At 56.7% G+C, this 18,007-nt stretch carries 24 protein-coding genes; 8 read left to right on the forward strand and 16 right to left on the reverse strand.

All coding sequences use genetic code 11. From position 1 onward, the window contains the following. Positions 1 to 64: 64 nt before the first annotated feature. The 12 genes from rplN to rpsJ form a co-directional block, all read right to left on the reverse strand. Positions 65 to 433 (reverse strand): 50S ribosomal protein L14, encoded by a 369-nt coding sequence (gene rplN, locus K227x_RS23065; protein WP_145173412.1) that lies wholly within the window; start codon positions 431 to 433, stop codon positions 65 to 67. Positions 434 to 534: 101 nt separating this feature from the next. After that, positions 535 to 873 carry a 30S ribosomal protein S17 gene (rpsQ, locus tag K227x_RS23070; RefSeq protein ID WP_145173415.1) on the reverse strand — a complete coding sequence of 113 codons (339 nt, stop codon included), beginning with the start codon at positions 871 to 873 and terminating at the stop codon, positions 535 to 537. Positions 874 to 944: 71 nt separating this feature from the next. After that, the gene (rpmC, locus tag K227x_RS23075; RefSeq protein ID WP_145173418.1) at positions 945 to 1,151 is read right to left on the reverse strand and encodes a 50S ribosomal protein L29; all 207 of its coding nucleotides are present in this window, start codon (positions 1,149 to 1,151) and stop codon (positions 945 to 947) included. 110 nt (positions 1,152 to 1,261) lie between these two features. Next, complete coding sequence (gene rplP / locus K227x_RS23080) at positions 1,262 to 1,678, reverse strand: 50S ribosomal protein L16 (protein ID WP_145173421.1); 417 nt, start codon at positions 1,676 to 1,678, stop codon at positions 1,262 to 1,264. Continuing rightward, positions 1,617 to 2,327 (reverse strand): 30S ribosomal protein S3, encoded by a 711-nt coding sequence (rpsC, locus tag K227x_RS23085; RefSeq protein WP_145178344.1) that lies wholly within the window; start codon positions 2,325 to 2,327, stop codon positions 1,617 to 1,619. The genes rplP and rpsC overlap by 62 nt, the downstream gene beginning before the upstream one ends. Positions 2,328 to 2,367: 40 nt before the next feature. Then, positions 2,368 to 2,727, reverse strand: a complete 360-nt coding sequence (rplV, locus tag K227x_RS23090) for a 50S ribosomal protein L22 (RefSeq protein ID WP_145173424.1) — start codon at positions 2,725 to 2,727, stop codon at positions 2,368 to 2,370. 19 nt (positions 2,728 to 2,746) lie between these two features. Next, the gene (gene rpsS / locus K227x_RS23095; protein ID WP_145173427.1) at positions 2,747 to 3,019 is read right to left on the reverse strand and encodes a 30S ribosomal protein S19; all 273 of its coding nucleotides are present in this window, start codon (positions 3,017 to 3,019) and stop codon (positions 2,747 to 2,749) included. Positions 3,020 to 3,084: 65 nt separating this feature from the next. Beyond that, a complete protein-coding gene (rplB, locus tag K227x_RS23100; RefSeq protein ID WP_145173430.1) occupies positions 3,085 to 3,942 on the reverse strand; it encodes a 50S ribosomal protein L2 in 858 nt (285 codons plus the stop codon). Positions 3,943 to 3,999: 57 nt separating this feature from the next. After that, positions 4,000 to 4,329, reverse strand: a complete 330-nt coding sequence (gene rplW / locus K227x_RS23105) for a 50S ribosomal protein L23 (protein WP_145173433.1) — start codon at positions 4,327 to 4,329, stop codon at positions 4,000 to 4,002. A gap of 80 nt (positions 4,330 to 4,409) precedes the next feature. Continuing rightward, positions 4,410 to 5,066, reverse strand: coding sequence for a 50S ribosomal protein L4 (rplD, locus tag K227x_RS23110; protein WP_145173436.1), 657 nt, complete (start codon positions 5,064 to 5,066; stop codon positions 4,410 to 4,412). A 4-nt stretch (positions 5,067 to 5,070) separates the two neighbouring features. Further along, the gene (rplC, locus tag K227x_RS23115; RefSeq protein ID WP_246146877.1) at positions 5,071 to 5,724 is read right to left on the reverse strand and encodes a 50S ribosomal protein L3; all 654 of its coding nucleotides are present in this window, start codon (positions 5,722 to 5,724) and stop codon (positions 5,071 to 5,073) included. 314 nt (positions 5,725 to 6,038) lie between these two features. After that, a complete protein-coding gene (gene rpsJ, locus K227x_RS23120) occupies positions 6,039 to 6,365 on the reverse strand; it encodes a 30S ribosomal protein S10 (RefSeq protein WP_145173442.1) in 327 nt (108 codons plus the stop codon). Between the two features lie 283 nt (positions 6,366 to 6,648). On the opposite strand from rpsJ, the gene K227x_RS23125 reads away from it, so the two are divergent. The 6 genes from K227x_RS23125 (at position 6,649) to K227x_RS23150 (ending at position 11,017) form a co-directional block, all read left to right on the forward strand. Further along, positions 6,649 to 7,134, forward strand: a complete 486-nt coding sequence (locus K227x_RS23125; RefSeq protein WP_145173445.1) for a DUF2752 domain-containing protein — start codon at positions 6,649 to 6,651, stop codon at positions 7,132 to 7,134. Between the two features lie 200 nt (positions 7,135 to 7,334). Continuing rightward, positions 7,335 to 8,021 carry a hypothetical protein gene (locus tag K227x_RS23130; RefSeq protein ID WP_145173448.1) on the forward strand — a complete coding sequence of 229 codons (687 nt, stop codon included), beginning with the start codon at positions 7,335 to 7,337 and terminating at the stop codon, positions 8,019 to 8,021. A gap of 359 nt (positions 8,022 to 8,380) precedes the next feature. Continuing rightward, a complete protein-coding gene (locus tag K227x_RS23135; protein ID WP_145173451.1) occupies positions 8,381 to 8,674 on the forward strand; it encodes a hypothetical protein in 294 nt (97 codons plus the stop codon). 381 nt (positions 8,675 to 9,055) lie between these two features. Continuing rightward, entirely contained in the window at positions 9,056 to 9,349 is a 294-nt protein-coding gene (locus K227x_RS23140) for a hypothetical protein (RefSeq protein ID WP_145173454.1), read from the forward strand. Positions 9,350 to 9,612: 263 nt separating this feature from the next. Beyond that, positions 9,613 to 10,353 (forward strand): hypothetical protein, encoded by a 741-nt coding sequence (locus K227x_RS23145; RefSeq protein WP_145173457.1) that lies wholly within the window; start codon positions 9,613 to 9,615, stop codon positions 10,351 to 10,353. 295 nt (positions 10,354 to 10,648) lie between these two features. Next, positions 10,649 to 11,017, forward strand: a complete 369-nt coding sequence (locus K227x_RS23150; RefSeq protein WP_145173460.1) for an STAS domain-containing protein — start codon at positions 10,649 to 10,651, stop codon at positions 11,015 to 11,017. Positions 11,018 to 11,045: 28 nt separating this feature from the next. Here the strand turns inward: K227x_RS23150 and K227x_RS23155 are convergent, their stop codons facing one another. The 4 genes from K227x_RS23155 to K227x_RS23170 form a co-directional block, all read right to left on the reverse strand. Continuing rightward, a complete protein-coding gene (locus K227x_RS23155) occupies positions 11,046 to 12,431 on the reverse strand; it encodes an SGNH/GDSL hydrolase family protein (RefSeq protein ID WP_246146093.1) in 1,386 nt (461 codons plus the stop codon). A 62-nt stretch (positions 12,432 to 12,493) separates the two neighbouring features. Then, positions 12,494 to 13,954: an anthranilate synthase component I family protein gene (locus K227x_RS23160; RefSeq protein ID WP_218933476.1), complete on the reverse strand. Its 1,461-nt coding sequence runs from the start codon at positions 13,952 to 13,954 to the stop codon at positions 12,494 to 12,496. A gap of 41 nt (positions 13,955 to 13,995) precedes the next feature. Next, entirely contained in the window at positions 13,996 to 14,832 is an 837-nt protein-coding gene (locus tag K227x_RS23165) for a TatD family hydrolase (RefSeq protein ID WP_145173466.1), read from the reverse strand. A gap of 167 nt (positions 14,833 to 14,999) precedes the next feature. Continuing rightward, positions 15,000 to 15,266, reverse strand: coding sequence for a hypothetical protein (locus K227x_RS23170; RefSeq protein ID WP_145173469.1), 267 nt, complete (start codon positions 15,264 to 15,266; stop codon positions 15,000 to 15,002). 553 nt (positions 15,267 to 15,819) lie between these two features. Between K227x_RS23170 and K227x_RS23175 the strand changes: the two genes are divergently transcribed. Both K227x_RS23175 and K227x_RS23180 read left to right on the forward strand, forming a co-directional pair. After that, the gene (locus tag K227x_RS23175) at positions 15,820 to 17,361 is read left to right on the forward strand and encodes a hypothetical protein (RefSeq protein ID WP_145173472.1); all 1,542 of its coding nucleotides are present in this window, start codon (positions 15,820 to 15,822) and stop codon (positions 17,359 to 17,361) included. A gap of 9 nt (positions 17,362 to 17,370) precedes the next feature. Next, positions 17,371 to 17,811 carry a hypothetical protein gene (locus tag K227x_RS23180; protein WP_145173475.1) on the forward strand — a complete coding sequence of 147 codons (441 nt, stop codon included), beginning with the start codon at positions 17,371 to 17,373 and terminating at the stop codon, positions 17,809 to 17,811. The last annotated feature ends 196 nt before the right edge of the window (positions 17,812 to 18,007 follow it).

Consider the following 18,007-nt stretch of genomic DNA (forward strand, 5'->3'; position numbering starts at 1 on the left):
TTTTGGGAATGGGCGTTCTGGCGATATCCGCCGATAAGCGTCACTTTCCCCGTCAAAACCGGTGCTAAACCACTTCGTTGGCCAGCGAAACAATTTTCATGAAGCTACGATCACGAAGCTCACGAGCAACCGCACCGAAAATGCGGGTTCCGCGAGGGCCTTTATCCTTGTCGATCAAAACCACAGCGTTGCTGTCGAATTTGATGTAACTGCCGTCAGCACGGCGAGTGGGTTGTTTGGTTCGCACGATGACCGCCCGGACGATAGCCTTTTTCTTGACTTCGCTGCCTGGGATCACACTTTTAACGCTGCAGACAATCACGTCACCCAAGCCGGCGACGCGGCGACGTGAACCGCCGAGGACTTTGATGCACATCACTTGGCGTGCACCAGTGTTGTCCGCAACGTCGAGTCGAGTTTCTTGTTGAATCATTTTCGTAAAGTCTTGTTAAATCTTTTCAGGTCGTTTGACGCACGTCAGGTTCGATGCGGGCATCGGCACGGTCGGTGCCGAATCCCTCGGACGCCTAACCTCTAGCCTTCGGCCGACTCTTCGCCACCACTGGCGGCCGCAACGGCATCCAGTTCGGCTTGCTTCCGTGCGGCACGCAAGGCAGCAACGTCAACTTCGGTGCTCTTTTCCAGCACTCGAACCAAACGCCATCGCTTTAGCTTCGACAACGGTTCGGATTCGATGATTTCGACGCGATCGCCGGCACCCGAGTCGTTGTTCTCATCATGCACATAGCAGACGGTACGACGACGAATGTACTTTTTGTACTTCGGGTGTTTGACCAAACGGGCAATTTCGACACGACGAGTCTTGCTCATCTTGTCACTGGTCACGATTCCGGAGACGACACGCTTAGGCATGGAACTTCTGTCCGATGTTTCTTTTATTCAGCAGTTGATTTGTTTGATTCGGCCAACACTTGCAGCGTTGCTTACTTCGCAGCAGCTACTTGCAGGCGCTGAGTTTGGATCGTCTTGATCCGTGCAATCATGCGACGATTCTTCATGATCTCGCTGGGCGTATTCAAACGCTCTGACTGCGATTGGAATCGCAAACGGAACAGAGTCTGAGCGGCCTCTTTGGCGGTCGCCTCGAGCTGCTCGTCGCTCATCTCGCGTAATTCAGTGATGTTGCTCATTGGAAAGCAATTAGGTAATAGGTGTTGGGTATTGGGTTATCAGGCTATCGAAGCAACAAGCCGGCGACAGACAATGCTGTCACCCGACACCTGTTACCTAAAACCAATCTTTAAGCAGGCCGACGTTCGACGAATCGAACTTTCACCGGCAGCTTGCTGGCCAAACGAGCGAAACAAACCTTTGCTTGTTGTTCCGTCACTCCGCCGAGCTCATAAAGGATCGTGCCAGGCTTGACGACCGCGGCCCAAAAGTCAGGCTCACCCTTACCTTTCCCCATCCGAGTTTCCAGCGGTGTGCTGGTCACTGATTTGTCGGGAAAGATTCGAATGTAAAGCTTGCCTTCGCCGCGGACGTACTGCTGTGCAGCAATACGACCGGCTTCGATCGTCGTGGCTTTGATCCAACCGGCATCCAAAGACTGGATGCCATAGTCACCAAAGACGACCGTATTGCCGCGAGTCGCACTACCTTTTATGCGACCTCTTTGGCTTTTTCGATGCTTGACCCGTTTGGGCATCAACGCCATCGGTTTCGTCTCCGTAAGTACCTTGGTTGATCCACACTTGAATCCCGATGTGCCCCTGTGGCGTCATCGCTTCGGTGAATCCGTAATCAATTTTTGCTTGTAGCGTGCTCAATGGAATCGAGCCTGCAATCTGCTTTTCGCGACGAGCCATTTCGGCACCGCCTAGTCGGCCGGCCAATTGAACTTTGATGCCTTTGGCACCAGCATCCATGGTCGTCTCGAGCGTTCGTTTCATCGTCCGGCGGAAACTGGACCGCTTGGACAGTTGTTGTGCGATATCCTGAGCCACCAATTGGGCTTGCAGTTCAGGGCGTCCGACTTCTTCAACCTTCAGGTTGATTCGGCGGCCGATCAGGTTCTGCAACTCAGCTTGCAGAACTTCGATCTCTTGCCCCTTCTTGCCAATGATCAGGCCAGGTCGAGCGACGTACATCATCACGCGAACTTCGTCGCGAGTACGTTCGATCTCGATCCGGTCGATCCCGGCACTCTTGTATTGTGTCTTTTTGGGATGGTTGGTAATGAAGTTACGCAACTTGCGATCTTCGACCAACAAATCGGCAAAGTCTTGCTTGGACGCATACCACCGACTGCTCCACCCACGGGTGACACCAGTACGGAAAGCGATTGGATTGACTTTTTGGCCCATCAGGGACTCGTTGTCTTTATGAGGGTTGGATGCGGTTGAATCAGACTTCGTCAATTGGCGTCAAAGCGACGCGAATATGACTGCTTCGTTTTTTGATCATGAACGCCGTGCCACGGGCACGAGGTCGGATCCGCTTGAACATTGGTCCGCCATCGACGCAGACTTCCGTTACCACCAATTCTTCGATTCGGTGGCTGCGACCGTTGTTTTGGTCAGGGTCCTGAGCATTGCCAATGGCGCTCTGGATAACTTTTTCCAGCATGCGGGCTCCACGCTGCGGCTGATACTTCAAAGTATCAAGCGCTTCGTCGGCGTACATGCCTCGCACCAAGTTCGCTAGTAAGCGAACCTTTTGGGCGCTGATTCGGGCACCTTTGTGCCGTGCATTGAATGTTGCCATGATTGTTTGCCTCGAAGTTTTACTTCTTGCCGCCCTTGCCGCTGTGACCCTTGAACGTCCGGGTCGGTGCAAATTCGCCCAACTTGTGGCCTACCATGTCCTCGGACACTTGCACTTTGACATGCTTGCGACCGTCGTGGACCATGAAGGTCTTGTTGATGAACTCAGGAACGATCGTGCACGCACGAGCCCAGGTCTTGATCGGTTCGTTGCCGCCGCCTTCGATCTGCTTCTGCACTTTGAAGAACAGCTTCGGATCGACGTACGGGCCTTTCTTGAGACTTCGACTCATAGGGGACGGTTTTAGGTGTTAGGTAGTGGTTGTTAGGAAACAAGCTGGTCTTGACTGTGATCGGCCTAGTGCAGCTTCAACTGGCCATAGCGACGACTCTTGCGACGGCGAACGATCGAGCTGTTACTGCCCTTCCGACGCTGACGAGTTGAACCGCCCTTAGCACTCTTGCCCTGCGGGCTAACCGGGTGACGTCCACCCTTGGTCCGGCCTTCACCACCACCGTGCGGGTGATCTACCGGGTTCATGGCTGTACCACGAACGTGCGGTCGACGACCCAACCAACGAGCCCGACCGGCTTTCCCGAGTCGAACCTTCATGTGGTCGGTGTTTCCGACTTGACCAATGACTGCACGACAGGTGCTTGGAACCCGTCGGATTTCGCCGCTAGGCAAAGCCAACTGAGCCCAATCGGCCTCACGTGCCATCAAAGTCGCTTGAGTTCCAGCCGATCGACAAAGAACCGCACCACGTCCGGCGCGAAGTTCAATGCAACAGATCGTTGTTCCCAAGGGAATGTTTTTCAGCGGCAGACTGTTGCCGACAACTGGGGCGGCGTCAGGTCCGTTCTGGACCTTGGCTCCTGCCTTCAATCCAGCCGGTGCGATGACGTACACTTTTTCGCCGTCGCTGTATTTCAGCAGTGCAATCCGAGCCGAACGGTTCGGGTCGTACTGGACCGAATCAACGGTTGCCATCACGCCATCTTTGGCACGACGAAAATCAACCACCCGGTACATCTGCTTGTGACCGCCACCGCGGTGACGTGCAGTGATTTTACCTTGGTTATTTCGTCCGCCGGTCTTTCGCTTTGGCTTCAACAGCGACCGTTCGGGCTTGTAGCCCTTGGTCAAGTCAGCGAAATCGCTGACCGACGCATTTCTGCGTCCGGCGCTGGTCGGCTTGTATATTCGGATGCCCATAATCAGTTTTCAGTTAGCAGTGTTCGATGTTCAGCAGTACGACGCGACGAATCAGACCTAGAAGAAATCAATGCGGTGATCTTCATGCAGTTGAACAATCGCCTTCTTCCAATCACTCGTCCGACCGTAGCGGAACTTGTAGCGTCGGAGCTTGCCCTTGCGAGTTTGCGTCCGAACCTTCTTAACCTTCACACTGAACAACTCTTCAACCGCAGTTTTCACGTCCAACTTGGTCGCGTCACGGTGGATTTGAAAAGCGTATTGATTGTTGCGTGAAGCCCGGTGCACACCTTTTTCGGTGACCAACGGACGCAGCAAAACTTGATGCGATTCAAGCTGAATGCCGTTTCCGGAACCAGCTGATGGTGATGGTGCTTGTGGTTTCATTTCTAATTCGCTTCGCTTGTTCGATTTTTCGCTTGACCAAGACAACCGTCATCACGGCGACCGGCGCCGGACAGACCAGTCTACTCAGCTACGTCTTCGTGGACATTCGCACTGAACGAACCGTCCTTGATCTTGTCCAACGCATCCCGAGTGATCAGCACTCGCTTCGGCTTCAGCACCGACAACGCATTCAGTTCCCGAACTGGGTGAACGACAACACCAGCGATGTTGCGTCCGCTCTTGTAAATTCCAGCGTCCTGTTCGGCCGTTGCCACCAAGGTGGTCGTTCCTTCAAGCCCCAAAGCCTTCAGCACACCAGCCATTTGCTTGGTACTGGGCGAATCGAAGCCCAACTTGTCGATCACGACCAATTCGCCGTCATCAATCCGCGAACGGACCGCCATACGTGTTGCCAAACGCAAAGCCTTCTTATTCAAGCGATAGCTATAATCGCGAGGCTTTACCGTCTTAGCAACACCACCACCAACGCGGACTGGCGAACGACGGCTACCTGCACGTGCGTTCCCGGTTCCCTTTTGGCGATACATCTTCTTGGTCGTACCGGAAACTTCACCACGAGTCCGCGTGTTGTGCGATCCCTGACGAAGGTTTGCTTGGTACATAACCACCGCATCGTGCAACAACTGCTTGTTGACGCGATTGGCAATTTGTTCGGTGTCGATTTCGTACGTGCCGACTTCGCTGCCGGACTCGTTAAAAACAGTTAGTGATGCCATAACCTTAACCCACCTTGTTCGTTTCGCGGATCGTAACAAACCCGCCATTTGGCCCAGGAACTGCACCGCGGACGAGAATCAAGTTGTTCTCGGCATCAACGCGGACAAGCTCAAGATTTCGCGAAGTCGTTTTCGTGTTGCCGTATTGGCCAGCCATCTTCTTACCGGCGAAGGTACGACTTGGCGAGGCACTCATACCAGTACCACCAGCGTGGCGGTGACACTTCTTGACACCGTGCGAGGCACGCTGACCAGAGAAGTTGTGCCGTTTCATGACACCAGAGAAACCGCGGCCTTTGCTAGTGCCGGTAACGTCGACCCGCTTGACTTCAGCAAACTGATCCGCAGTAACCGTCGCACCAACTTCCAAAGAGGTTTCGCCGCGGAATTCGCGAACAAAACGCTGTGGCTCGCAATCAGCTTTCGCCTGGAGCTCAACACCGGCGCCGGACAACTTCTTACTACGCTTGCTTTCCAACTTAGCGACGTGGCCTCGCTCGGCTCGTTTCGCCAAGCGACGCGGCTTGTCTTCGAAACCCAACTGAACGGCTTGATAGCCATCGCGATCTTGACTGCGAACCTGCAGCACATGACACGGACCGGCCTGAATCACGGTCACAGGAACTGCCCGACCGTCTTCCAAGTAAATCTGAGTCATCCCGACTTTGCGGCCGAGGATTGATGGTGACATAGCTTCTCTTCGCCCCGTTTGTTGCGGAGCGTCCGTCGTTCGTGTTGAATCCCAAGTTCGCCCGTGCCGAACTTCCAGTGACACCGAAATCTTCGAGACCTCGCCACACGCCGTGCCTTCAAGACACAAACCGCGACAGCAAAACCGAGACTGCGATGCACCAAAGTTATCGACCGGGCTTCCGTTTCATCCGGAAACCACTCGTGAAGTAACTTCGCGTTGGTGCCGACCGACCGCCCCACAGAGTGCGGGACAAGACGACCGATATAAAAAACTCTTAACTACCGTGCCGAGGCTTTGATTTTGATATCAACGCCGGCAGGCAGGCTTAACTTATTCAATGCTTCAATCGTCTTGGCGGTTGCCTGAACGATATCGATCAGACGTTTGTGAGTTCGAATCTCGTACTGTTGACGAGACTTCTTATTCACAAACGGTCCCGACAGAACGGTGTAACGTTCGATACGGGTCGGCAACGGAATCGGACCGTGAACTTCACTGTGCGTTCGCTTTACCGTGTCGACAATTTCTTGCGCACTCTGATCCAGGACGGCGTGATCGTACGCTTCCATACGAATCCGAATGACTTCGCTTGCTCCAGCAGACACTGATGGATGACCGGTAAATAGGAGGTGTTATAAAGTGGGTCCGCCAGCGATTGAGATGAGCTCGGAGAGACCTGCTCACCTGAATTCTTTCTGAATCGCCAGCTCGTGCGAGCCGATCTCGCTTCGAGAGAGCGGAAAATGTACGGCCGGTTGCTAAATGCGTCAACGGCTGTTGGGCTTTTGAGAAGAAAAGTTTTCAATTCAGGGAAGAAAACACGTGGCAGATAGGCAACCAGGGAACAATAGCGATGATTTAGCCGTGTTTTCATGCGATCAAACCGCCGTGCCAATTCCAGAACAACCAGCATTGTCCGACCAAACCGACCCGATTGATCCGGCCACGAACCGTTTTCGCGCTCGGTCGGACTGGTTTCTTCGCGCTTTGATGGGGCTGACGGCGATCTTGCCGATCGGATTGCTGGGGGTCGCCGGCAGTTTGCGGCCCAACAGCGCCGGACTGGGGACTCACCAGCAATTGGGGCTGCCGCCCTGTTCCATGCGAGTCATTTTCGGCATTCGCTGTCCGGCGTGCGGGATGACAACATCCTGGTCCTATTTTACTCGGGGGCAGTGGCCGGCGAGCGCCGAGGCGAATATCGCGGGCTTTTTGCTCGCTCTCATAGCCGTCGCGTTCTCTCCGATCGCGATTCGAGCCGCCATCACTGGCCGGATGCCATCACGCGGCACCCAGCGATACGCGACTCTGGCACTGGTTTCGATCGCGGCGATCGCCTCGGTCCAGTGGCTAGTCCGACTTTGGGTCGCTTAAACCCGCGGCAGTGAGTGTTCCATCGGGTTTACACGAGGCTCGGCAATGGCCTTCCGATCGGGCGGTGCACCCAGATCGACAAACCTGCACCGCGAAGAAATGAATTATCGGTGTGGCGAACATCGTCAAAAACTTCGTATGACGGCCCCAACACGCCATTTTTTTTGTTGATTCGGCCCTCCCCCGAAGGATTCGTCGCGATGTCGACTGCCCCAGCTGCCCCGTCCCGCCTGCACCGCCGACGCCTGGCCACCAGCGTCGCGCTCGGGTGCATCACGATCAGTGCGATCTTCCAGTCCGGATGTCTCGGATTGGCGTCCAACCTGATGCACGCAGTCGGCATGGACATGATCCCAGCGGAATACGAAGGGTTCGAAGACGCCGCCGTCGCAATCGTGACGGTGACCGATGGCAGCCAATATTCCAACGATATCGCATCGCGAGACCTTAGCCGCCGGGTCGGCGAAGTCCTGACCCGCAAGGTCAAGAAAATCCAACTGGTTCGCGACGACCTGATCGAACAGTGGCGTGATACCAACGGCTGGGATTCACTGGATTTCCAGTCCATCGGCAAAGGCGTCAACGCCAAACAAGTCCTAGCGATCGAGTTGAACGGGCTGCGACTTCGCGACGGCGCGACACTCTTCCAAGGCAGCGCCGACGTGTCGATCAAGGTGATCGACGTCGAAACGGGCAACGTGGTCTATTCGCGAAGCCTGGACGAATACACCTATCCGTCGATGACCGGCCAACACACCAGCGAGACCACCGAAACCAGATTCCGCAAGCTGTACCTCAGCATGCTAGCCAACGAAATCGGACGCTCGTTCCACCCCTACGACTTGAACGAGCGAATCGCACTGGACAGCAAAATCGCCAGCCAATGATGGTCTGACCGAGAGCCTGAACGGCGGACAAAATCGACAAACCAACAGCTCCACTGGTCGCCGGTTTCCGCAAGAAAGGGCAAGCCAGTGAAGTAGGCCGGATCCAGGAGCGAAGCGACGCCGATCCGGCAATCACAAACCCCGCGTGCGCATCAGCACGGGATCGTCCATGACGACGACCAGCAGGCCGCTATCGTAAACGGCTGATTCAATCGACAAAGTCTTGATGACTTCCCGCTACGAATCGCTTCCTAGCGTTTGCGTCTTGCTGCGAAGGCCGCCATGGATGTATAGCTATAGCCGGAAAGCCCTTCGGCTGAACCGATTCCCATTTTTGCTGCTGTTTGAGCCTGGAAGTCATGTCGCGTTTCTTTTTCGGAATGATCGTCGGTGCGTCGCTGCTGTACGTGGCAATGCATTACCACGTCGTTCGCGGCCAAGAAGGCGTTTTCTTGGTGGCAAAGATCAGCAACAACCTTTCCGATGTTTACGTCGACACGCGTCAGTACACGCTGAACGATTGGAAGCAGCACAAACCGTTGGCCGCGGCGATCATGCAAAGCAAGCAATCGCACCTGCTGGAAGACGCGTCGCTGAACGGATTCCGAACGACCGTGTCGGGATTGGTCGACGGCCTCTTCAGCGACCGATAGGGACAGCGATCCCCACCAGGCTGCAAACACCGGCGAGATCGCGATTCGCTCGCCAGCGGCGTCTTCACGCGTCTTCACGCGTCTTCACGCGTCTTCACGCGTCTTCACGCGACTTCCCATGGGCCGCACGCCCCAACGCCAGCACGCCGCGCAATGGGCGAAACCGGATTGATCCGCACCCAATGCGTAACGCGATCATTGGTTGCGATCGCTCCAGTTTCTAATCGGATCCAGAATCCGGGCTGGTAGTCCGATTCACTTCTGTAGGCCGCCCGCTGGACACTGCGGTGCCTGGCCGAACGTTTGCCTTGCAGCACCGGCAAACTCAACCTCCCACCTTCCTGATCGCCCTCCCGGCGGCCTCAATGGAATTGATGACCCATGTCAATGTACCGCAATCGTTATTTCCTGGCCGGCATCCTGCTGATCTTGCTGGGAGTTCAGTTTCGCATGGTTGACTCGTTCGTCTTGAACGAATCCACGACTCGAGCGTTGGCCCGGGTCACCAAGAGCACGCCTGTGGCTGACAACTCCAGCATGACCTCGTTCATGATGCAGGTGCATCCCAAACCGATGAAACGCGTCACCCCACCGCGATGGTTGGGATTGGCCATGATCGCGGTCGGTGCGGTGATTGGCTGTCATGCAATCGTGATCCCACGTCACAACCACTGATTCGACCACCGACAAGCAACCCGTCCCCGGGTCGAACGGGGATGAAGCACTGACAGCGATCGAGAACCGGAAAACCAATCGATGGTTTCCCACCCGCGAAGGAACGCGAACAGGCGAACGGAATACGGCCAATGCGTCCGAATCCTTGATGGATTCCAACGTCATCTGGCCCGAAATCGCTTCCCCCCCCAACTTCCTCGCTCCATTCGAGTTCGCCACAGATGTTTTTATTACCGATCATCCTTTGGTGGGCAAAAGAACCGATGCGATTTGCAATAGGCAAGACACGACGAACCATTTGCACCGCCATGATGGCCGCGATCGCCGTCGCTGCGACCGGGTCGGCGACCGACCAAAGTGCGTTTGCCGAAGACCGATTGGGACGCGGTGACCGGAACGCCGACGGCGCCGATCCCCAAGGCGGCAACCAGCGACTGGTCGTTGCAAAGGACGCCCCCCCAATCCTTCGCGAAGGAACCAAACTAGCGGCGACCGAAGGCCAGATCATCCTGCTGGGGCGACGTTGGGCCTTTGTCCCCGATACGGCGGATGAAAGCGATCGCGTTGCCAAACAGAAGACGCCCCAAACGTTTCGCCTAAGCAGCCGGCCGGTGATTTCCCCCGCCACATCCGCCGGATCGCGTTCACGATCGTCTCGATCCAATTCGGACTTAGCCAACGGTTCAGACGCCGCAATCCCGCCCGAAAAATCCAGCTGGAACTGGGGCAAAGGCCCCGAAAACACTCGAACCGAACAAGCCAGAAAGTTGCTCGGATCGATATCGATGGTCAAAACACGAAACGAATCGGACGGAAACGAGAACGCTTCGGCCCACCCGAAAACTCAGTTCCTGCTGACCGAAAACTTGAATCTACAACGCATCGTTGAAGCCATTCGCGACGACGCAGCGGACGAAAAGTGGGTACTGACCGGCGAAATCAGCGAGTACTTTGGCGAAAACCGACTGACCATCCGGACCGCCCAACGGTCCAACCACAAATAACGCCGCCCGATACCGCCGCTGCCCAGCGGAGGGACGCGTTCGGAAACAATCGGCAACCGGAGACCGCCAACCGGAGACCGGAGACCGCCAAGCAATCGCGCCAGCCGACACGCGATGAGGCTCATAAATTCGAGCCATCTCAGGCCGCAATTCACCCAAAGGGGAGATTCGACAACCTAATCACACGGCTAGGGGCATGCTGGCTCTGCAGAAGTTTGCACGTTCGCAACTGCAGTGATAGGCTTCCCCCGTGACGGCAACCGTTTCCGAACAAAATCAGAGAGACTCTCCTCTTATGTCCAACGACGAACTCCTTTGCGTTCGAGTGGAAGGTTCCGAGACGACTGTTTCTTTCTCGCCTGATCACATCAACCGAATGGAAACCGCACGGAGAATTTCCTGCGACCTATTCGAGTTGATCGAACATCAGCAGTCCGAAGAGACCGAATCCGATCACATCGTGCTGAACTTCGAAAACATCGATCGAATCGGCTCGGCCGGCTTGAACGAGCTGATTGGCATCAAAAGCAAAGCTCGCAGCCACGGTGTGCGACTGGTGCTCAGCAATGTCCAGGAATCCGTCCGCGACGTGTTTGCGATGACGCGACTGGAACGAATGTTCGAAATCGAAGGTCCCGAAGGCCCTGTGCCGACGCTGGGCTAAGCTACGGCATCGCTTACTGGGCAAGCTCTTATTGATCCGACGCGGGATCTTCGATCGGTGTGACGACGATCGTGTGGGTCACCGGCACGATGGCATCGGAGATCGCCTGAACCAGCGGAGCTCGAACGGCTTCGGTGCGTTTGACCGCCGCCTCGAAATCTTCCCGGCCCTCTTTGCCGTGGAAGATGTTCTTGACCTGTTCGGTCTCGTATCGCTGCTTTTGCGTGACCGCTTCGTCGGTCTTTCGAAAGACTTCGGAAAAGGGGTTGTTGGTGAATTCCTGAACCAGATTGATCCCCTTGGCCAGTTGGTCGGCGGTGAAGGTTTGCGACTGATCGCCCCAAGACACCTTGGCCGAACCACTTGGCAACGACGTGACGACCAAGGTGAACCGATTCAAGTCTTCGAAGAACGGCACAAGCGTCATTCCCGAACGCATCGAATTGGAATCATCCAATTTGCCTTCGGGGCAAAGCGGATGGCGACGGCTTGTGATCGTCATTTTTCCGGGTCCAGCATCGTCAACGGTGTGCCCATCGGATGCGTCCGCTTTGCCGGTACCAAAGTCCATCGTGAACGATCCGATGTTGCCGTCGATCCCGGTGGCGTGAAGGTACGCATAGGCCATCATCACGTGCCCCGCCCATCCGGGGTGAATCCCATCACGGCCGGCCACTTCGTAGGGCGGATCGGCACCGGCGTACTTTTTCGAAGTTGCAATTTGGGCTTTGTACATAGGCCAAAACACATCGGCGAATCGCACCTGTTCGGCCTCGGCAATCTCGATACCGATGTCGCGTAGCGCGCACAGGTTCAAGTTGTGTTCGTCCAGAGTCCCGTTTCGACTCTTCACCCAACTCGCGATTTTCCCGGAACAGCCTGGCGATCCCAAGACGACTCGCGCCCCAGCCGCCTTCAGTTTTCGGACGATCGCCGTGTAGTGATCGCGGTACCAACGGCCGTTGGTTTGGTCGAACGGACGATAGCGGGCGTCGTTCATTCCGTAGGACAAGGTCGCCACGGTAGGATCAAAACGCAGCACGTCCTGGTCCAAGCGACGCAACATTCCATCGGTCTTTTCGCCGCTCCAACCATATTGGCGTACCGAGATGTCCAGTTCTGGATGGCACAGCGTCAGGTACATTTCGATCAACCGCGAATACATCACTTGTTGAGTGATCGAGTCGCCCAAGATGGCCAAGCGGTCACCCTGGCGAAGCATCATTGGTCCCGGCTGAGGCGCCAGCATCGGATGAAACTTTTCCAGTTCCGGATCCGCCGGTTTCGACTCGTACGCGTAAGGACCCAATACGATCGGGGGCGACGCCACCAATTTTTCTTGGCTCCACACAAGATCGGTAGGCCCCATTGCCGCAGCAACGCAGCCCAACAACAGCATCAGTACATTTCGCATTCGGAGTCGCTTTCTAGAGATTCGAGGTTTGCAATGGTGTTGGTCGCTAGCGGCCCCAAGGATCATTCCCGAGCAAACACGGCTCGCAACATCCCTTCGGCTTTCGACCAGGTTTCGTATTCTTCGGTTTCTGGCACACTTCGGGCGGTGATTCCGCCACCGACCGGGATCTGCCAACGACCATGGGCCGACGTGATCGTTCGGATCAAGATGTTGAAATCCGCTTGGTCGCCGGCGCCGATGTAACCGATGGAACCACAATAAGCACCGCGAGGATGCTTTTCCAATTCGGCGATCGTTCGCATCGCCTCGATTTTGGGTGCCCCGGTAACACTGCCGCCGGGAAAGCAGGCCATCAACAGGTCGACCATCGATACATCGGGCAGCAAACGGCCTTCGACCACCGAGACTAAATGCTGGACAAATTCGTACCGTTCGACTTGGCAAAGCTGCCGAACGACGACCGAATCGTCTTCGCAAACACGCGACAAATCGTTACGCATCAGATCGACGATCATCACATTTTCGGCGCGGTCCTTCTCGCTTGCCACCAATTTCTGAGCCAGTTTCAGATCGATGTCGTCATGGCCGGTACGCCGCACCGTTCCCTTGATCGGACGCGTCTGAACGACGGGCCCTCGGACCTTCAAAAAGCCTTCGGGCGAACTCGACAGCACTTGGAAATCGCCGCCGTTGTAGTAGGCGCCAAATGGTGCCGGATTGGACTGACGCAGACTCTGGTAGAGCTCGCCTGCGGGCCGGTCAGCCTGACACAACAACCGCTGGGCCAAGTTGACTTGAAACGAATCGCCGTCGCAAATTCGGCGGACAATGTCGGCGACGGCGTCACAAAAACCTTGCCGAGTAAAATTGCTGACGACGCCTGCATGATCGGTCGCGAACTCGTATCCCGAACCGCCGTCCTGGCCAATCGGCGAACCCTCCGTGAGCTCGGGCGGGCAAACCGATGGCTCGCCGCCGACCGAGATCGAATGGGATATTGGCGGGCCAGCCAGCAAGGATTTGACGTCTGCGATGCGCTGCCGAGCAGCCGCCATACGCTGACCATCCGCCGGCGCAGTGATCCCGGACCAGCCCTGGGCGATGATCCATGCATGCCCGGTGGAATGATCCACCGCGATGGTCCAATCGTAGAGTCCGACGGAGATCGCAGGGGTGGGCAAATCGTCGTTCGCCGCACGCCCGATCGGTTCCAACCAATGTGCGGCTTCGTACCCGATCAAACCTGCCACGCCGCCTTGGAACGGAGGCAGATCGGGATCTAAATCCGACGTGATGGATTCACAAAGCTGTGCCAGGCCTGGCCAAGGGTCCGCGTCACCCGGTGACGCAACCAGCGATTGGATCGGGTCACAGGTCAAAAACGAATAGCGTCCCAATGCCGTGCCGTCACGATCGACGGGCCCCGAGGATGCGGAATCCAACCACAGGCAGCCAGCCCGTCCCGCCAGACGCTGAAACGCATCGAGCAAACAGAAATCTGCGGGCAAAGATTCAACCAACGGGAACTCAGATGATGACCGCTGCCGGTCCTGCGTCTCGCTCACGAATCCGACTGGACCTCGCCGGCCCCTCTGGGCTGAAACCGAAAGTTCTTGCTCTGCGAAAAGAACTCGATCGGGTTCTCGTAAACGACTTTTCGAATCAACGATTCGCGGTGGCCGCGACGCCGCATTTCGAAAATCAAATCGGGCACCGCGGTCGGCTTGCTGGGGCCCCAGTCACCCGCCGAATTCGCCAACAACCGTTCACCATCGTAACGTTCGATCATGTCCGCAGCCCGCTCGGGAGTGCACTTGGTGACCGGATACAGGGTCATGCCAGCCCAGAAACCGCGGTCCAAGACTTCGCCGATCGTGTGCTCCTCGACATGGTCCACCAAGACCCGCGATGGATCTAATCGAGAATCGTCGCAAAGCATGTCCAGAATCATGCGAGTTCCCTGGTATTTGTCTGCCAGGTGCGGCGTATGGATCAGGATCAACTGTTCGAACTTGGCCGCCAAATCCAAGTGTTCTAGGAAAATAGTGGCTTCGTTCTTGGTGTTCTTGTTCAGCCCGATTTCGCCGATCCCCAGGACATTGGGCGAGTCCAAGAATTCGGGAATCATCGCGATCACGTCGCGCGACAAGGATACGTTTTCGGCTTCCTTGGCGTTGATGCACAACCAAGTGAAGTGTTGGATCCCGTACTGCGCCGCCCGTTTGGGTTCGACATCGGTCAACTGCCGAAAGTAGTCACGAAAACCATCCGCGCTGCCACGGTCGTACCCCGCCCAAAAAGCAGGCTCGCTCATCGCAACGCAGCCCATTCGAGCCAGCGTGGCATAGTCGTCGGTGGTCCGAGAAACCATGTGGATGTGCGGGTCGATGTAGTCCATGGTGATCTTGTCAGTGGTTGGAGGCGGGAATTTGGGGCGGGGATTCAGCGGGACGGGCCGGTGACGTTCAAGGTTCCACCGTGCGTGGGATGCCAACAGCCACAGAGATCAGGGGTTGTCTCCCCCCGGTGTCAGAGTGAGGCTGCGATCGGCGGTGGCTGGCTTGATCACAACTGCATCGTTGAACGCCAATCCGATTGAAAGGGTCGCGAAAAAAGATGCTGCAATCTGGCGGCCCGATCGGCCCCGTCGCTGCTGGCACAGATCTCGATCGCAGCATCGATCTGTCCGCGACGGTCTTTCTGATCAGCCGATAGCCCAGCATGATCTTGGGCAGCGCGGTCAATCCGATCCAAAGTCGCGGCGACTTCCAACAACTTGGCGCGTACGTCCAAGAAAGATTCGTCCAAAATCAGATCAGCGTTACGGTTCATCGTCGGGGTCTACCGGAATCTAACGAGTGCGGTTGGATGGGGGATAGCGTGCAATTCGCCTGCGGCCCGCCTTCGAACAGTTTGGCAGTTCGGCGACGGCGAACGCAACCATACGGTCCATTATACCGATCCCGGATGGGGATGATTCTTGCCATCCATCATCCGCCTTGAATGGCGGGTTATCACGGGCACCAACGAGGCCGCCCGGGGGGGGTGGATCTGTGCGGTTCACGGCGTCCATTTTCTGCCGCGCCATGACGGCGGAGCGAACGATTTGCACCCGCAGAAGGGTTTCTCGAACCCGAGGAATCTTGAACTTGGGGTCCCTCGAACCGGCCTCCCCCCCGTCGGCGCCGCATTGTGGTAACGCCTGGGCTGGACACACCGATTGCACCATCGCCCCCCCTGTACCTGAACCTGATTCCCACGTTTCGGAGAAAGCCGGGCGGTTCAATGCGAGGTAGATTTCCAAACTGGCCCCACCTCCATTCCCGCTGCGCACACACCAACTGCGCACACACCAAAATCTGATCCATCTCGATCCGTTGGCAACATGCAAGGCATTTCCTCTACCTTTGAAACGCTTGCCACCACGCGAAATGAATCCGCGGCCGGTGTTCTGATCGATGCATTGAGCGACGCTGACCAGGGAACCCGAGAACTAGCACTGGCGGCTTTGCTAAGCCGAACCAATGACGATTCCCCGGCCAGATTGTTGGCCAACTGGGACAAAATCCAGCCGCAGGACCTGGTCCACATTCGCGGCAAACGAAACTGGATCTCCAAGGCAGTCGTCCAGTCGCTGAAATCTCATGACGACTCGCTGGGCCAGACGATCGAAGTTGCCAAGGTTTTGGGGATCAACGAAGCGATTCCCGATCTGATCCAACTCGCGGAATCTTGCGCCAACCATTCGATCCGCCAACAGGCCAGCTTGGCGGTCACCACCTTGGTCGCCCCGCTTGGCCGCGACGCCCGCAATGATCACCCACAGGGGACCGTACGAGACCCCATCCTGGCACGGCTATCGGATTCGGTTCAACGATTCTCGATGCATCGAAATGCTTTGCTAATCGAAGCCTTTCTGCTGACGGCCACCTGGGGTGACTCTGCACTTCGTCAGATCATCAACGACGGCGGGCCGATGCTGGACTTGATCTGCAAAAGCCTGGCCCAAAGCCAAACATCGGGCGTGATCGAACTGCTTGCCGGTTTTATCCATCGAAAATCGCTGCCGCCACGAATCATGGAACAGATGCGGTCGCGATCGGACGCCGCATTCCGAGACGAACTGCTGCGCTGCGTGGGCACCGATCCATCGCAAAAAGTAATTCGCAACCTGCGCGACATGAAGATGCCTCAATCATGCCGAGGCGGCGAAACCTTGATTTGCGAAGTTGCCCCCGACCGCCGCGCCGCCATCGTTCATCTGTACATCGCAGCGAACGACAATAACCTGGAAACCCTGCACCTGATCACGGCCGTCGTGCATCAAGGCGGTCCTGGATGTGTGACCGCTGCTGCCCTTGGCCTAGCGCGATGTGGCATTCCTACCTGCGAATTGTGGATGCAAGCTGCGGTTCTGATCGCCGACGGCGATGCCGAGGCGATCGCGTCGAACGAAAATGCGAAACTGCTGAATGACCTGATCGAACTGCTGGACCACGACGAACCCGCGCTGGTACGCGGGATCCAGCGTGTGCTTTCCCCCCTGCACACAGACGCGATCCTGCCGCAGTTCGAAACGCTGCGACTGCGCAGCCGACGAAGGCTGGGACGCGTGGTGATGATGGTCGACCCAAACGCAGTGGAACGAGTCCGTGACGCTCTGCGACACCCGGTATTGACCCGTCGCCTGCAAGCGATTGCGATGGCCGATGCACTTGCGATTGTCGACCTGTTGCCAGATTCCTTTACGCGAATTTCAAAGGAAGACCATCAGGAAGCACGCATGAAAGCGGCCGCTGCGATGGCCGATGCCAGAGGCAACGAGACACTGAAATTGCTGCAGGACATGGTCCAGATGCCCGAGAGCCCGGTACGTGACGCCGCTGTCGCCGCGCTCCAACAACGCCAATCCGCCCGATCCCGCTAGGTTCACCGCATGGCATTCTTGAATTCAGTGATCCAACACACCGCCTTGCTGGCAGAAACCCATCTGACCGAGCTCGCCGATCAATACCAAGATGCCGTCATTGAACCAGGAACTTCGTGGTGGTGGTACGCATGGATTCCAGCAACCATCATCCTGCTGGGCGGACTAGCAATGCGGTTTGCCGACCAAGCCCCAGCCATCACCAACACACCGCTGGGAATGCTCCGCGAACTGTGCAGCACACACCGAATCAAAGGCAAGTCGCGGGTGTTGCTAGAGGAGATCGCGGTAGCGGCGGCCATCGAGAACCCCGCCACGATCCTGCTGAACAGTCGCCGGTTTGACGAGGCAACCGCCATCGCAGCGAGAAGAATCACGTTGGACACCCGGCAAAAAGCATTGTTGGGAATCATACGACGCCGAGTCTTTGTCGACGATGCGGCATCGTAGCCGCCGCCCCGAACCCCGTTCGCCCCCGAGTGAACGCATAAAGCCGCAGGACGAAAACGCCGTCCCGCTTGGATTGCCGTGGAATGAACCGAAGGAGACGCGCAGGCCGGTGCACCGGAGCACTAGAACGACCGGGCAAACTCTGCGCCGAAGTACGAGCTTGGAGTTTGGAAGCGGGTTCACGGCCTGCTATTCC

Origin of the sequence: Rubripirellula lacrimiformis, from assembly GCF_007741535.1 — a bacterium.
Classification (GTDB): Bacteria; Planctomycetota; Planctomycetia; order Pirellulales; family Pirellulaceae; genus Rubripirellula; species Rubripirellula lacrimiformis.

Excerpts from the sequence above, each read along its gene's own strand:
- rplB (WP_145173430.1), bottom strand. The coding sequence starts at position 3,942 with ATGGGCATCCGAATATACAAGCCGACCAGCGCCGGACGCAGAAATGCG.
- rpsS (WP_145173427.1), bottom strand. The coding sequence starts at position 3,019 with ATGAGTCGAAGTCTCAAGAAAGGCCCGTACGTCGATCCGAAGCTGTTC.
- K227x_RS23180 (WP_145173475.1), top strand. The coding sequence starts at position 17,371 with ATGGCATTCTTGAATTCAGTGATCCAACACACCGCCTTGCTGGCAGAA.
- K227x_RS23155 (WP_246146093.1), bottom strand. The coding sequence starts at position 12,431 with ATGCGAAATGTACTGATGCTGTTGTTGGGCTGCGTTGCTGCGGCAATG.
- rpmC (WP_145173418.1), bottom strand. The coding sequence starts at position 1,151 with ATGAGCAACATCACTGAATTACGCGAGATGAGCGACGAGCAGCTCGAG.
- rplD (WP_145173436.1), bottom strand. The coding sequence starts at position 5,066 with ATGGCATCACTAACTGTTTTTAACGAGTCCGGCAGCGAAGTCGGCACG.
- K227x_RS23130 (WP_145173448.1), top strand. The coding sequence starts at position 7,335 with ATGTCGACTGCCCCAGCTGCCCCGTCCCGCCTGCACCGCCGACGCCTG.
- K227x_RS23135 (WP_145173451.1), top strand. The coding sequence starts at position 8,381 with ATGTCGCGTTTCTTTTTCGGAATGATCGTCGGTGCGTCGCTGCTGTAC.
- K227x_RS23175 (WP_145173472.1), top strand. The coding sequence starts at position 15,820 with ATGCAAGGCATTTCCTCTACCTTTGAAACGCTTGCCACCACGCGAAAT.
- rplP (WP_145173421.1), bottom strand. The coding sequence starts at position 1,678 with ATGGCGTTGATGCCCAAACGGGTCAAGCATCGAAAAAGCCAAAGAGGT.
- K227x_RS23150 (WP_145173460.1), top strand. The coding sequence starts at position 10,649 with ATGTCCAACGACGAACTCCTTTGCGTTCGAGTGGAAGGTTCCGAGACG.
- rpsQ (WP_145173415.1), bottom strand. The coding sequence starts at position 873 with ATGCCTAAGCGTGTCGTCTCCGGAATCGTGACCAGTGACAAGATGAGC.
- rplC (WP_246146877.1), bottom strand. The coding sequence starts at position 5,724 with ATGACTCAGATTTACTTGGAAGACGGTCGGGCAGTTCCTGTGACCGTG.
- rplW (WP_145173433.1), bottom strand. The coding sequence starts at position 4,329 with ATGAAACCACAAGCACCATCACCATCAGCTGGTTCCGGAAACGGCATT.
- K227x_RS23165 (WP_145173466.1), bottom strand. The coding sequence starts at position 14,832 with ATGGACTACATCGACCCGCACATCCACATGGTTTCTCGGACCACCGAC.
- rpsC (WP_145178344.1), bottom strand. The coding sequence starts at position 2,327 with ATGGGCCAAAAAGTCAATCCAATCGCTTTCCGTACTGGTGTCACCCGT.
- rplN (WP_145173412.1), bottom strand. The coding sequence starts at position 433 with ATGATTCAACAAGAAACTCGACTCGACGTTGCGGACAACACTGGTGCA.
- rplV (WP_145173424.1), bottom strand. The coding sequence starts at position 2,727 with ATGGCAACATTCAATGCACGGCACAAAGGTGCCCGAATCAGCGCCCAA.
- K227x_RS23140 (WP_145173454.1), top strand. The coding sequence starts at position 9,056 with ATGTCAATGTACCGCAATCGTTATTTCCTGGCCGGCATCCTGCTGATC.
- K227x_RS23170 (WP_145173469.1), bottom strand. The coding sequence starts at position 15,266 with ATGAACCGTAACGCTGATCTGATTTTGGACGAATCTTTCTTGGACGTA.
- K227x_RS23145 (WP_145173457.1), top strand. The coding sequence starts at position 9,613 with ATGCGATTTGCAATAGGCAAGACACGACGAACCATTTGCACCGCCATG.